Origin of the sequence: Bradyrhizobium sp. TM102 (assembly GCF_009176685.1) — a bacterium.
GTDB lineage: Bacteria > Pseudomonadota > Alphaproteobacteria > Rhizobiales > Xanthobacteraceae > Bradyrhizobium > Bradyrhizobium ottawaense.
The window spans coordinates 2,324,426-2,337,247 of sequence record NZ_AP021855.1 but is presented as its reverse complement, the minus strand read 5'-3'; the positions used below and the strand labels follow the sequence as shown (position 1 = coordinate 2,337,247).

Here is a 12,822-nt window from a genome sequence, read left to right as displayed (position 1 = left end):
CCGGCGCACTAGACCCTGTTGCGGCCGCGGGCCAGGCCGACCACGGCCGAGACCAGGAACAGAACGACCGCGATGAAGAAGATGATCTTGGCGATCTCGATCGAGGCGCCGGCAATGCCGCCGAAGCCCAGGATGCCGGCGATCAATGCGATAACCAGAAACGTCACAACCCAGCCAAGCATGGTAAAATCCTCGTCTTGATGTCTGTCTGCGTTTGGCGCGGCTGGCCGCGCCACCTGCCCAGACAATCTCGAGGCGGGAACGATGGTTCCGATCCGCGCAGGGTGGAAATTCGAAAGGCCCGCAGGAACAAATTGGCCTGCCGCGCACGTGGAAAACCTCATTCCGCCGCCCCATATAGGCACCATCCCTGTTAGAAGGCTCCCTTCCGCCACCCCGCGGTGCCATCGTGGGGCCAATGATTCGCATGACCGAGCCGAGCAAGATCACGTCCCAGAACGTCCCCGACCACCAACCCGCAGCCGGCGGCATTGCCGCGCGTGCGCGCGCCTCGGTGGGCCCGAAATATCTGTCCGGGCTCAATCCGGAGCAGCGCGAGGCCGTGGAGACGCTGGACGGCCCGGTCCTGGTGCTGGCCGGCGCCGGGACCGGCAAGACGCGCGTGCTGACGACGCGTATCGCCCATATCCTGAGCCAGGGCCGCGCCCGCCCCGCCGAGATCCTGTCGGTGACCTTCACCAACAAGGCGGCGCGCGAGATGAAGCACCGGCTCGGCCAGATGCTCGGCCATGCCGTCGAGGGCATGCCGTGGCTCGGCACCTTCCACTCCATCGGCGGCCGCATCCTGCGCACCCATGCCGAGCTGGCGCAGCTCAAGTCCAACTTCACCGTGCTCGACACCGACGACCAGGTGCGGCTGCTGAAGCAGCTGCTGCAGGCCGAGAACATTGACGACAAGCGCTGGCCAGCACGCATGCTCGCCGGCCTGATCGACGGCTGGAAGAACCGCGGCCTGATGCCGTCGCAGGTGCCGTCAGGCGAAGCCGCCATGTTCGGCAACGGCAAGGGCGGCAAGCTCTATGCGAGCTATCAGGAGCGGCTGAAGATTTTGAACGCGGCCGATTTCGGCGATCTGCTTTTGGAAGATATCCGCATCTTCCGCGAGCATCCGGATATTCTCAGGCAGTACCAGCAGCGTTTCAAATTCATCCTGGTCGACGAGTACCAGGATACGAACGTCGCTCAATATCTGTGGCTGCGGCTGCTGTCGCAGGCGCCGTCGTCCCCGTCCTTCGCCTCTCCCCGCTTGCGGGGAGAGGCCGACGCGCAAAGCGCGGCGGGTGAGGGGGACTCTCCGAGCACCGCGCTCGTGGAGACTCCCCCTCACCCCGACCCTCTCCCCGCAAGCGGGGCGAGGGAGCAGACGCCCCCCACCAAGAACATCTGCTGCGTCGGCGACGACGACCAGTCGATCTATGGCTGGCGCGGCGCCGAGGTCGACAACATCCTGCGCTTCGACCACGATTTTCCTGGCGCCAAGGTCATTCGCCTGGAACGCAACTATCGCTCGACCGGCCACATCCTCGCCGCCGCATCGCACCTGATCGCGCACAATGAAGGCCGGCTCGGCAAGACGCTGCGCACCGAGGACCAGGACGGCGAGAAGGTCACGGTCACGGGCTCGTGGGATTCGGAAGAGGAAGCCCGCGGCATCGGCGAGGAGATCGAGCAGATCCAGCGCCGCGGCGAGAAGCTCAACGAGATCGCGATCCTGGTGCGCGCCTCCTACCAGATGCGCGAGTTCGAAGACCGCTTCGTCACGCTCGGCCTGCCCTACCGCGTCATCGGCGGCCCGCGCTTCTACGAGCGCGCCGAAATCCGCGACGCACTGGCTTATCTGCGCGTCATCAATTCGCCGGCCGACGACCTCGCCTTCGAGCGTATCGTCAACGTGCCGAAGCGCGGGCTTGGCGACGCTACCGTGCAGATGCTGCACGACCACGCCCGCAAGCGCCGCATTCCCTTGTTCGAGGCGGCCCGCGCCGTGGTCGAGACCGACGAGCTGAAGCCGAAGGCGCGCGGCTCGCTTCGCGAGGTCGTCGCCCAGTTCGACCGCTGGCGCGCCCAGCGCGAGGTCACCGCGCACACCGACCTCGCCCAGATCGTGCTCGACGAGAGCGGCTATACCGAGATGTGGCAGAAGGACCGTTCGGCGGACGCCGCAGGCCGGCTGGAGAATTTGAAAGAGCTGGTGCGCTCGATGGAGGAGTTCGAGAACCTGCAAGGGTTCCTCGAGCACATCTCGCTGGTGATGGACCGCGACAGCGGCGCCGATGAGGACGCGGTGTCGCTGATGACGCTGCATTCGGCCAAGGGGCTCGAATTCGACAACGTGTTCCTGCCGGGCTGGGAGGAAGGCCTGTTCCCGAGCCAGCGCACGCTGGACGAACAGGGCCGCGCCGGCCTCGAGGAGGAGCGCCGGCTCGGCCATGTCGGCCTGACCCGCGCCCGCCGCCGCGCCATGATCTATTTCGCCACCAACCGCCGGATCCACGGCACCTGGTCGACCACGATCCCGTCGCGCTTCCTCGACGAACTGCCGGCGGCCAATGTCGAGATCACCGAATCCAAGGGCGGCTCGGCCTGGGGCGGCACCGGCGGCTACGGCGCCTCACGCTTCGACGACATGGAGGCGTTCGGCTCCACCTATTCGACGCCGGGCTGGCAGCGCGCCCAGGCCAACCGCAACCGGGGCGGCGGCCGCAATGGCGGCGGTGGCGGCAGCGTTGGAAGCGGCGGCTTCGAGGAAGAGGCTGCGACGTTCTCATCCTCCTCGTCATCAGGCCCCGACTTCGGCAGCTTCTCCTCGCGCCGCCGCGGTCCCCTGACGATCGAGGGCGAGCTGGTCGCCAAATCCACCGGCACAACTTCCGAATTCTCGCTCTCCGACCGCGTCTTCCACCAGAAATTCGGCTACGGACGCGTCACCAAGATCGACGGCAACAAGCTCACCATCGCCTTCGACAAGGCCGGCGAGAAGAAGGTCGTGGACAGCTTTGTGCAGCGGGCGTGAGCGCCCGATATGGCTCAGTATGTTGCCATCATCGAAGACACCGATCCCGACGCTGTCAGCCTGTGGTTTCCCGACCTGCCCGGCTGCATCTCCGGCGGCGACGATGTCGAGGAGGCCCTGGAGAGTGCACCCGAGGCACTCGCCTTCTATGCGCAGGAGCTGATCGCGGACGGCCGGCAGCTTCCTCCGCCCAGAACATTGGACGAGCTCAAGGCCGAGCCTGAGTTCGCCGACGACCTCAGGAAACACACGGTCGCCCTGATCGAATGGCCGCCCCGTGAAGACGCCGACGAGTGAGGACTGTTCGCCGCACTCGCCGGGCCTTCGACAGTTCTCGTCCGAACAGCCCTTGACCAGCCCGAACTTCCCCGTATCAGATGCAACCATGGTCCGGGGCATCGCACTGATCTTGCTGGCATTGGGGATGCCGTCGCTTAGCGCGGCGGAGACCATGAGCTTTGGCGATTCGATCGGGCTCCTGGCCAAGAGCTGCGGTGCGGAAATCGTCGCCAATTGCCGCGGCGTCAACCCGGATTCGACCCGCCTGAAGGAGTGCCTGTCGCGCAACCGCGACGTGCTGTCCCAGCAATGCGCGAGCGACTATCTCGGCGCGTTCGACGCCATCCAGAAGCGCGTCGCCGCGCGCGTCACGGTGGCGAACGCCTGCCAGCGCGAGATCGTCAAGGTCTGCGGCGGCTCGACCAAGGAGACCAGCAAGTCGATCCCCTGCCTGGTTTCGACGCCCAAGGGCATCAGCAACAACTGCCTGAAAGCCGTCGACGACGCGGGGTACCGCTGATGCGCGCGAGCAGGCTTTTCATTGCCGGAACTGCGGTCGCGCTCGGCCTCGCTTTGCTCGCGGGCACTGCCGTCGCCCAGACGGCGGCGCCGACCCGCGACGACATCGTCGGCAAGCTCAACCATTTCGAAGAAGCCGCCGAGGTCGACCTTCCCGCGCTGAAGCAGCAGGTGATGGAGCGCGCCAAGGCCAGGATCAAGAACGATCCGGGTCCGGTGAACCGGCCGCCGATCGCGCCTGACCTCGCCAAGCTACCCGCCTTCAACGCGCAGATCCAGTTCGATGCCGACACGCCGATCATCCAGCCGGCCTCCTACCAGACCGTCGGCCGCATCGCGGACGCGCTGGTTCATTCCTCGCTGCTGCCCTACACGTTCCTGATCGTCGGCCACGTCGAATCCAACTCGAAGACGCGCGAGGCCAACGCGATCCTGAGCCAGCGCCGCGCCGACGCGATCCGCGACGTGCTGGTGAACACGTTCAAGATCTCGACCAAGCGGCTGCATCCGATCGGGCTCGGCGAGGAGCAGTTTCTCGACCGGGCCAAGCCGACCTCGGCCGTCAACGGCCAGTTGCAAATCCTGACCTATGCCAAGGTGCCCGAGGAGGCGCCTGCGCATCCGGCTGCGGCGCCTGCGCCTGCGGCGAAAAAGCCCGCCAAGAAGCGCTGAGCAAACGCAACTTCGCACCCGACGGAACCCTTTGAAGTCCCGATCGTTTTGTAGCCTGTTCGGGGCGCACAAATGCGGTTTCACGCGACAAAAGCGCCGGTTTGTGCACCGCCCGGTCCAGTGCTATAGCCTCTGTTCGCCCTTCCCCGACCCCGTGCTGCATGAGACCGAAATGGGTGGCTATTTTCAGCGCCAACTTGCCGTTTATGTCGAGTACCATCGCGACCCCCGGAACACGGCGATGCATGTGGTCGGTATTCTCCTGTTGTTCACCGGCGCCGTGATGCCGCTGACGCTGGTCAGGCTTCCGCTGTTCGGTTTCGATGTCAGCCTCGCGGTGATCCTGGCGTTGCCGGTCCTGATATATTGGCTGCTGCTCGATGTGGCGCTCGGGATCGGCATTCTGGCGGTCTCTATCGTGCTGTTTTCGGTTGCGACGACCGTTGCGGCGCAAGTCAGCACCGCGACGATGTGGGCGATTTTCGCCGCGCTGGTGGCGCTCGGCCTCGCCGCGCAGGCCATCGGTCACAAGGTTTTTGAGGGCCGCGAAGCCTCGTTGTTCACTTTTCCTTCGCATCTTTTGCTTGGACCGATGTTCGTGATGGCAAAATTATTCATTGCATTGGGCTTCCGTCGCGACCTTGCCGCGATTCTGGCGCCTCTTCCGGCCAATTCCCTTTCAACCCGATAGCTCTAGACGCGAAACAGCAACCTTCTGCATGGCTCTCGTACTGGTTACCGGTGGCAGTGGCTTCATCGGACATCACCTCGTCGAAGCGCTCCGCGCCCGTGGGCAGCGGGTGCGCGTTCTCGATGTCCGCGCGCCGGCCGCGGCCAACGCGGACGTTGAATTCGTCCACGGCTCGGTGCTCGACGGCGCAGCAGTCGATACTGCGATCGCCGGGGTCGATCAGGTCTATCACCTCGCCGGCCTGCCCGGCATGTGGGTCGCCAACAAGCAGGACTTTCACGAGGTCAACTGTCGCGGCACCGAAATCGTGCTCGCGGCCGCAATGAAGCGCGGCGTGTCGCGCTTCCTGCATTGCTCGACGGAATCGATCCTGTTCCCCTATTCCGACCTCAAAGGCGCAGCCGCCGAAGAGGCGCTACAGCCGGCCGACGCGATGCCGGGCGCCTATACGCGGTCGAAGTCGCTCGCCGAGCATCATGCCGCGAAAGCGGCGGCCAGCGGCTTTCCGCTCGTGATCGGCACGCCGACCATGCCGATCGGCGCGGCCGACCACAATCTGACGCCGCCGACGGCGATGCTGTGGTACTTCCTGCAGAAGAAGGTGCAGCCGCATCTCAACTTCCTGGTCAACCTCGTCGACGTCCGCGACGTGGCCATGGGCCTCGTGCTGACCATGGAGCGCGGCCGCATCGGCCAGCGCTACATCCTCGGCGGCGACTGCGTCCCGCTCGGCAACATCCTGCGGATGATGTCGGCGATGAGCGGCCGCCGGCAGTTCCCGGTCGTCGTGCCCGGCAAGATCGCCGAGCTCTCGGGCATCGTGCTCGAATACCTCGCCGATCGTGTCACGCGCCGGCCGCCCAACGGCACCGCCGAGGGCGTGCGCATTGCGCTCGCGGCGAGCGACCTCTCGATCGGCAAGGCGCGCACCGAGCTCGGTTACGCGCCGCGTCCGATCGAGCCCGTGCTGCGCGAAACCATCACCCATCTGCTCGCCCGCAACGGCCAGCAGCCCTCCGGCGCCATCAAGCATCACGCGCTCTCCTCGCGCGCGAGCTGAAGCCGCCGCCCAACGCAAAGAACCTTCATGTCCTTCGATTTCAGCAAGCTTCTCTCTGTCGCCTGGGGTGGCTGGACCACGACCTGGCCGACGCAACTGCTCGCCCTGATCTGGCTCGCCTGGCTCGCCAGCTGGGTCGGCGCCTCGTTCTGGCAGGGCCGCACCCAGAAGCAGGTGCTGACGCTGGAGTCGGGCCGCTATCGCATCCCGATCCTGGTCGGCGGCATCCTGTTCACGCCGTGGACCGCGGAAGTGCTCGGTGAGAAGCCGCTCTGGGTGTTCAGCAACACGGCTGTCTACATCACGGCGCTGATCGTGCTCGCCGGCATCTCCTTCACCTGGTGGGGACGGCTGCATCTCGGAAAGTTCTGGTCCAACACCATCACCCACAAGGAAGACCACCGCGTCGTCGACACCGGGCCGTACGGCATCGTGCGCCATCCGATCTACACCGGCCTGATCGCGGGCATGCTCGCCACCGGCATCGCAGTCGGCACCGTCACCGCGATCCTCGGCGCGATCCTGATCTCGCTCGGCATGTGGCAGAAGGGCCGGATGGAAGAGGTGTTCCTCTCCAAGGAGCTTGGCGAAGACGCCTACGGCGCCTATTGCCGGCGCGTGCCGATGATCATCCCGTTCCTGTCGCCGCGGTGAGGGCTTAGCAGCTCGCCTCACTCTCGTGTCCCGGACGCGCTGCAACGCCCTTGGCGTTGCTGCGCAGAGCCGGGACCCAGATAGCGACGTACTACATGGCGGTGAGATGGGCCCCGGCTCTGCATCGCACCGCGAAGACGCGCTGGGCTGCGTCCGGGGCACCAAGCGCGTGCTTGGACGCACCAAGGAACCGCCCCTCCCCAAGCCCGTTATCCCTCGACAGCTGCCACCTGCGCGAGCATCGAGCCATGTCGGACGCCTACGATTATTTTCGCGAGCATGCGATCGCCGCTGTCCGCAAGGCGCGGGCGCTGCCGCGCGGGCGACCGAAGCAGAAGCAGCGCACGGTGGCGCGGGTCTATCATCTGCTGTCCAAGGAGGCCGCGCTGGTGCCGAACATCCATCACCTCAACGATTTTCGTGCGGCACGGCGACTGGAGCGGCAGATCCCTCGCTGATCTCCGGGCAAGCCCCGCCAGCGTTCGTCCCATGCAAAATCGATCGGCTGCCATTCCGCGGGAATAGGCCCGGCCGGCACCTCGCACAGGTTGACGTCTGCCCCGTCAGCCAGTTGGATGCGCGCGCAAACAGGGGCCCTCTCATGACCTTCTCCAGCATCTTTGCGCAGTTCGTTGCGCTCCTCGGCGGCGTCGCACTGCAATGGCGGAAGCTGTCAGGCACCGTGCCTGCGCCGGCCTGGGGAGAGAAGCCCGCCATTCCCGAGGCCAAGCCGCAAGGCGCGATCCCGACCTTGAAGATGCCGACCGCGCGCGGCTGGAGCGAGGGCCAGAAGCCGACGGTCGCTCCCGGGCTCAAGGTCAACGCGTTCGCGACCGGGCTCGACCATCCGCGCTGGATCGAGGTGCTGCCCAATGGCGACGTGCTGATTGCGGAGGCGACGCAGATCGCGGGCGCACCGCGCAGCGTGTTTCATTACGCGATGCAGGCAACGATGCGGCGCGCCGCGGCGCTCGGCGTGTCCGCCGACCGCATCACGCTGCTGCGTGACAAGGACGGCGACGGCGTCGCCGAGCAACGCGGCGCCTTCATGGAAAATCTCAGCCAGCCGTTCGGCATGGCGCTGGTCGGCGAGACCTTCTATGTCGGCAATACCGACGGCGTGATGGCGTTTCCCTATGTCGCGGGTGCCGACCGCATCACCGCGCCGGGCAAGCGGCTCACGACGTTCAAGCCAAGCGGACACTGGACCCGCAGCCTGCTGGCAAGCCCCGACGGCAAGAAGCTCTATGCCGGAGTCGGCTCGCTCAGCAACATCGCCGAGATGGGCATGGAGGTCGAGGAAGGCCGCGCCGCGGTCTACGAGCTCGACCTCGTTGCCGGCACGCACCGCATTTTCGGCGCGGGCCTGCGTAACCCGGTTGGGCTTGCGTGGGAGCCGAATACAGGTGTGCTCTGGACCGTCGTCAACGAGCGCGACGGGCTCGGCGACGAGACGCCGCCGGATTATTTGACGTCGGTGCGCGACGGCGGCTTCTACGGCTGGCCCTATTGCTATTGGGGCAAGACGGTGGACGACCGCGTGCCGCAGGATCCTGCGATGGTCGCCAAGGCGCTTCAACCGGACTACGCGCTCGGCGGCCACACCGCCTCGCTCGGCCTGTGCTGGATGCCCGCAGGCACGCTGCCGGGCTTCCCCGACGGCATGGTCATCGGCCAGCACGGCTCGTGGAATCGCAGCACGCTGTCCGGCTACAAGCTGGTGTTCATCCCGTTCGAGAACGGCAAGCCGTCCGGCCCCGGTCGCGACATCCTGTCGGGCTTCCTGTCCCCGGACGAGAAGGAATCCTACGGCCGCCCGGTCGGCGTCGTGATCGGCCCCGACAAGAAATCGCTGCTGATGGCCGACGACGTCGGCAACGTGATCTGGCGGGTGACGGGGGCGTAGAGTTACGTCCCCACACACAACGTGGCGCGCTGCTTCTTAAGCAGCGCGATCACGGACAACGCCGTGATCAGCCCGGTCTTGGGATTCTCGGACGGGATGTTCTCGATCCCCATCGAGAATCGCGCCGAATCCGCCTCGACCTCGATCCGGTGAACGTTGCGCGTCACGGCCGGATCGGCCCAGACCTGGATCTGGGTACGATCGGGCCCGATGCCCGCCAGCGACAGTGCAACGGCAACATTGACGTTCGCCGGAAAGCCCTTAGCGGCTTCGCGCGCGCTGCCCTCGAACAGCTTCAGCGGCTCGCGCAGATTGTCGATGTCGATGTTGTTCTGAACGATGAACGGCGCGCCCTTCAGCCCGTCGATCGGCTTGCGTGTGACCATCTTCACCGAATGAATGGTTCCGACTGCAGCGGCGTTGACGGCGTCGAGCCCGATCAGCGCGCCGGTCGGCACGATGATGCGGCCGCCATTGGCACGCGCGAGATCGACGAGATCGAAATTGTCGAGCAATCCGCCGACGCTGACCACGACCGCCGCCTTGCCGCGCTTCACCGCAGGCTCGACGATCGCGCGCAACTGGCTGCTCGGTGCGCACTCGACCACGATGTCGGCGACCTCGCCGAGCTGATCGATCGGCAGGATCTTTGGCGGATGACGCAGACCGCCGATGAAGGCCTGATGCTTGGCGGGATCGCGCACAGCCGCGGCCGACAGCGCCAGTCCCTCAATGCCCTGATCGAGCGCGGTCGCGATCTTCGTGCCGATCGAGCCCAGCCCGGCGATGGCGACCCGCAACGCGCTCGAAGCTCTCTGTTCAGTCATCGCACTCACCTCTGGTCCGAGCTTCCGTCATAGCCCCTCACGCCTCCCGCGCATAGCTGCGCAGGCGCGCCTCGAGCACCGCCAGCATGGCATCGCGGGCCGGATCGCGCGAGCCGCGCAACCACGCGGCGGCGAGCGGCAGCCGGCCGACCGGCCCGCTCTGCCTTGGTCGCAGCGGCACGAAGCGCACGCCCGTGACCGCCATCCGCGCCGTCCAGCGCGGCACGATCGCAACTCCGAGCTTCGTGGCCACCAGGTTGATGATGGTCTGTTTCTCGTCGGCGACCTGCACGATGCGCGGCGTCAGGCCTGCCTGCTCGAACAGCTTGATCGTGAGGTCATGGCTGTGCGGCCGCGAACGGCGGTCCGGCACCAGCATCGCCTCGTCGGCGATGTCGGCCAGCGTGATCGACTTGCGCGCGGCCAGCGCGTGGCGCTGCGGGAACGCCACGATCGCGGTCTCCTGGAGCAGATCGCGGAATTCGAGCCGCTTGTCCGCACGATCGGGCGGGCGAACGAAGGCGAGATCGAGCGCGCCGGTCAGGATCTTCGGCAGCAGCCGGACGGTCTTGTCCTCGAGCAGCTGCACCGCGATGTCGGGATGCTTGGCGCGGAAGTCGCGCAAGAGCGGCGGCAGCAACCCGGCGGCTGCGCTGTCGATGGCGCCGATCCGGAGCCGCCGCGCAGTCCCCGCCCGGGAGCGGTTGCGCAGATTGCTCTCGACCGCCTCGACCTTGGCGAGGATGACGCGGGCATCGCGCAGCAGCGTCGCGCCGTCCTCGGTGAGCGACACTGCACGCGTCGTCCGCGCGAACAGCCGCGTGCCCAGATCCTCCTCCAGCAGCCTGATCTGGCGGCCAAGCGCGGAAGGCAGCATCTGGAGCTGCTGCGCCGCCCGGCCGAAATGCAGCTGCTCGGCCGCCGCCACGAAGCACCGGAGCTGATGCAATTCCATTCCGCAAATCCTCTCGCCTCGCGAGGATTATATCATTTTTTTGTATAAACCAGCGCCAATTGAATCCGCCCTGCACTCCCGTCTAGATTCGCTGGCGACGCAGACAGCCAGATATGCCGGCGCGATCTCTCACACGGAGCATTCTCATGCGCACTCATTCGATCGCAGCCATTCCCGCCGACGGCATCGGCCCCGAGGTGATCTCGGCCGGGATCCGCGTGCTGGAGGCGCTGGCAAAACGCAGCGGCGACCTCGCCTTCAGCGTCAGGACGTTCGACTGGGGTTCGGACTATTACAAGAAGCACGGCGTGATGATGCCGGCCGACGGCCTCACCGAGTTGAAGAAGTTCGACGCGATCTATTTCGGTGCGGTCGGCGCGCCTGATGTGCCCGACCACATCACGCTGTGGGGCCTGCGCCTGCCGATCTGCCAGGGCTTTGACCAATATGCCAATGTGCGGCCGACCAAGATCTTGCCCGGCGTCGCCTCGCCGCTGCGCAATGTCGGTGTCGGCGATCTCGACTGGGTGATCGTGCGCGAGAACTCGGAAGGCGAATATGCCGGCATGGGCGGCCGCGCCCACAAGGGCCTGCCGGAAGAGGTCGGCACCGAGGTCGCGATCTTCACCCGCGTCGGCGTCACCCGCATCATGCGCTATGCGTTCCAGCTCGCACAGTCGCGCCCGCGCAAATTCCTGACCGTCGTGACCAAGTCGAACGCGCAGCGCCACGGCATGGTGATGTGGGACGAGATCGCGGCCGAGGTCGCGACCGAATTCCCCGACGTGACCTGGGACAAGATGCTGGTCGATGCCATGACGGTGCGCATGACGCTGCATCCGAAAAGCCTCGACACCATCGTCGCGACCAATCTGCATGCCGACATCCTGTCCGACCTCGCCGGCGCGCTGGCCGGCAGCCTCGGCGTGGCGCCGACCGGCAACATCGATCCGCAGCGCCGTTTCCCCTCGATGTTCGAGCCGATCCACGGCTCGGCCTTCGACATCACCGGAAAGGGCATCGCCAATCCGGTCGCGACCTTCTGGACCGGCGCGCAGATGCTCGAGCATCTCGGCGAGAAGGACGCCGCTTCAAGGCTGATGGCGGCGGTCGAGCGCGTCTGCGCGGCGGGCCTGCTGACGCCGGATGTCGGCGGCAAGGCGACGACAAAGGAAGTGACGGATGCCGTGATCGACGCGATCAACGGCTCGAATGTGTGATCGCCCCTCGACGTCATGGCCGGGCTTGTCCCGGGCATGACGGGTGTGAATTAACTACCTCCGCCCCGCCGGTGGAGCCGGCGTCGCCATCGCGGCGGCCGGCTCGGGCGGTGCCAGATGGCGCGGCACGATGATGGTCTGTCCGGGCGTGAGCTGCGCGTTCTCTGCAAGCGAGTTGCTCTGCGCGAGCGTCCACAGCGGCACGCGATTGGCGGCGGCGATGCTCTCCATGGTGTCGCCGCGCCGCACCGGCACCCGCACGCCACTATCCCACAATTCGACCAGCGTATCCGCAGGCACCAGATAACGCAGCGGCACGGCGCCGGCCTGGGTCTGCGGCGGAATGCGCGGCAGCTGGGTCACCATCTCGACGATCTGGCGATGGATGTCGTCGGATTTCTCGATGTTGATGTGCGAGACGCGGCTGTTTTCCTTCAGATCGTAGCTCGCATAATGACCGCGAAAGCCGGGGACCGCCACGACGTCGCCGCCGCCGAGCACGCTGTCGGACAGGAAGATGTTGATGAAGCGCTCGACATTGAGCGGCACGTCGCCGGTCGCATGCGCGGGATCGATGGCGATGACGAGGCTGATCGGGATGCTCTCCTTGGCCGCCATCTCGGAGATGACGATCGAGCACAGACCACCCATGGAGTGCCCGATCAGCACGATCGGCGCCGCCTTCTCCTTGTAGCTGGCGATGACGCGGTTGCCGATGAACCGGCAGAGGGTGAATTCGTAGACATCGGCGGAAAAGCCGGCCTGTGTCAGCTTCTCGCCGAGCCGGTCCATGCCGGTCGAGAAGATCGGGCCCATGGCGCCGCGGAACAGATAGACGTTCGGCGGCGGCAACGGCTCGAACGGCGGCGCGGCGGGTACGGCGGGTGCGGCCGCGGTGGCCTTGGACTTGGCAGGTGAGGCGGCGGCCATGCCGGGGCTCAGGGCGAGCAGCGCAACGGCTGCCAGCGCGACTAGTCGCCTCAAATCAATCATCAATCCAGCAGT

The 12,822-nt window shown here is 66.2% G+C and carries 14 protein-coding genes; 10 read left to right on the top strand and 4 right to left on the bottom strand.

Annotation, left to right across the window (positions count from 1 at the left end; translation table 11 throughout):
• Positions 1–8: 8 nt before the first annotated feature.
• A complete protein-coding gene (locus GDN70_RS11005; RefSeq protein WP_018319670.1) occupies positions 9–182 on the bottom strand; it encodes a DUF1328 domain-containing protein in 174 nt (57 codons plus the stop codon).
• 236 nt (positions 183–418) lie between these two features.
• Here GDN70_RS11005 and GDN70_RS11000 point away from each other — a divergent pair, with 236 nt between their 5' ends.
• The 9 genes from GDN70_RS11000 (at position 419) to GDN70_RS10960 (ending at position 8,815) form a co-directional block, all read left to right on the top strand.
• Positions 419–3,034 carry an ATP-dependent helicase gene (locus GDN70_RS11000; RefSeq protein WP_038971226.1) on the top strand — a complete coding sequence of 872 codons (2,616 nt, stop codon included), beginning with the start codon at positions 419–421 and terminating at the stop codon, positions 3,032–3,034.
• A gap of 9 nt (positions 3,035–3,043) precedes the next feature.
• The gene (locus GDN70_RS10995) at positions 3,044–3,331 is read left to right on the top strand and encodes a type II toxin-antitoxin system HicB family antitoxin (RefSeq protein WP_038947648.1); all 288 of its coding nucleotides are present in this window, start codon (positions 3,044–3,046) and stop codon (positions 3,329–3,331) included.
• 88 nt (positions 3,332–3,419) lie between these two features.
• Entirely contained in the window at positions 3,420–3,833 is a 414-nt protein-coding gene (locus tag GDN70_RS10990; RefSeq protein ID WP_038947649.1) for a hypothetical protein, read from the top strand.
• Positions 3,833–4,504, top strand: coding sequence for an OmpA family protein (locus tag GDN70_RS10985; RefSeq protein WP_038947650.1), 672 nt, complete (start codon positions 3,833–3,835; stop codon positions 4,502–4,504). The genes GDN70_RS10990 and GDN70_RS10985 overlap by 1 nt, the downstream gene beginning before the upstream one ends.
• A 172-nt stretch (positions 4,505–4,676) precedes the next feature.
• Positions 4,677–5,195: a DUF962 domain-containing protein gene (locus tag GDN70_RS10980; RefSeq protein WP_038947651.1), complete on the top strand. Its 519-nt coding sequence runs from the start codon at positions 4,677–4,679 to the stop codon at positions 5,193–5,195.
• A gap of 28 nt (positions 5,196–5,223) precedes the next feature.
• Complete coding sequence (locus GDN70_RS10975) at positions 5,224–6,255, top strand: NAD-dependent epimerase/dehydratase family protein (RefSeq protein WP_038971227.1); 1,032 nt, start codon at positions 5,224–5,226, stop codon at positions 6,253–6,255.
• A 27-nt stretch (positions 6,256–6,282) separates the two neighbouring features.
• Positions 6,283–6,909 (top strand): isoprenylcysteine carboxylmethyltransferase family protein, encoded by a 627-nt coding sequence (locus tag GDN70_RS10970; protein ID WP_028145499.1) that lies wholly within the window; start codon positions 6,283–6,285, stop codon positions 6,907–6,909.
• 248 nt (positions 6,910–7,157) lie between these two features.
• Positions 7,158–7,367 (top strand): hypothetical protein, encoded by a 210-nt coding sequence (locus GDN70_RS10965; RefSeq protein ID WP_028145500.1) that lies wholly within the window; start codon positions 7,158–7,160, stop codon positions 7,365–7,367.
• Between the two features lie 143 nt (positions 7,368–7,510).
• Positions 7,511–8,815 carry a sorbosone dehydrogenase family protein gene (locus tag GDN70_RS10960; protein WP_028145501.1) on the top strand — a complete coding sequence of 435 codons (1,305 nt, stop codon included), beginning with the start codon at positions 7,511–7,513 and terminating at the stop codon, positions 8,813–8,815.
• 2 nt (positions 8,816–8,817) lie between these two features.
• Here the strand turns inward: GDN70_RS10960 and GDN70_RS10955 are convergent, their stop codons facing one another.
• Together GDN70_RS10955 and GDN70_RS10950 are read right to left on the bottom strand one after the other, a co-directional pair.
• Positions 8,818–9,642 (bottom strand): aspartate dehydrogenase, encoded by an 825-nt coding sequence (locus tag GDN70_RS10955; protein ID WP_152102511.1) that lies wholly within the window; start codon positions 9,640–9,642, stop codon positions 8,818–8,820.
• A gap of 37 nt (positions 9,643–9,679) precedes the next feature.
• Entirely contained in the window at positions 9,680–10,597 is a 918-nt protein-coding gene (locus GDN70_RS10950) for a LysR family transcriptional regulator (protein WP_152102510.1), read from the bottom strand.
• Between the two features lie 146 nt (positions 10,598–10,743).
• On the opposite strand from GDN70_RS10950, the gene GDN70_RS10945 reads away from it, so the two are divergent.
• Positions 10,744–11,817 (top strand): tartrate dehydrogenase, encoded by a 1,074-nt coding sequence (locus GDN70_RS10945; RefSeq protein WP_152102509.1) that lies wholly within the window; start codon positions 10,744–10,746, stop codon positions 11,815–11,817.
• A 54-nt stretch (positions 11,818–11,871) separates the two neighbouring features.
• On the opposite strand, the gene GDN70_RS10940 is transcribed toward GDN70_RS10945, so the two are convergent.
• Positions 11,872–12,810, bottom strand: a complete 939-nt coding sequence (locus tag GDN70_RS10940; RefSeq protein WP_152102508.1) for a LysM peptidoglycan-binding domain-containing protein — start codon at positions 12,808–12,810, stop codon at positions 11,872–11,874.
• Between the last annotated feature and the right edge of the window lie 12 nt (positions 12,811–12,822).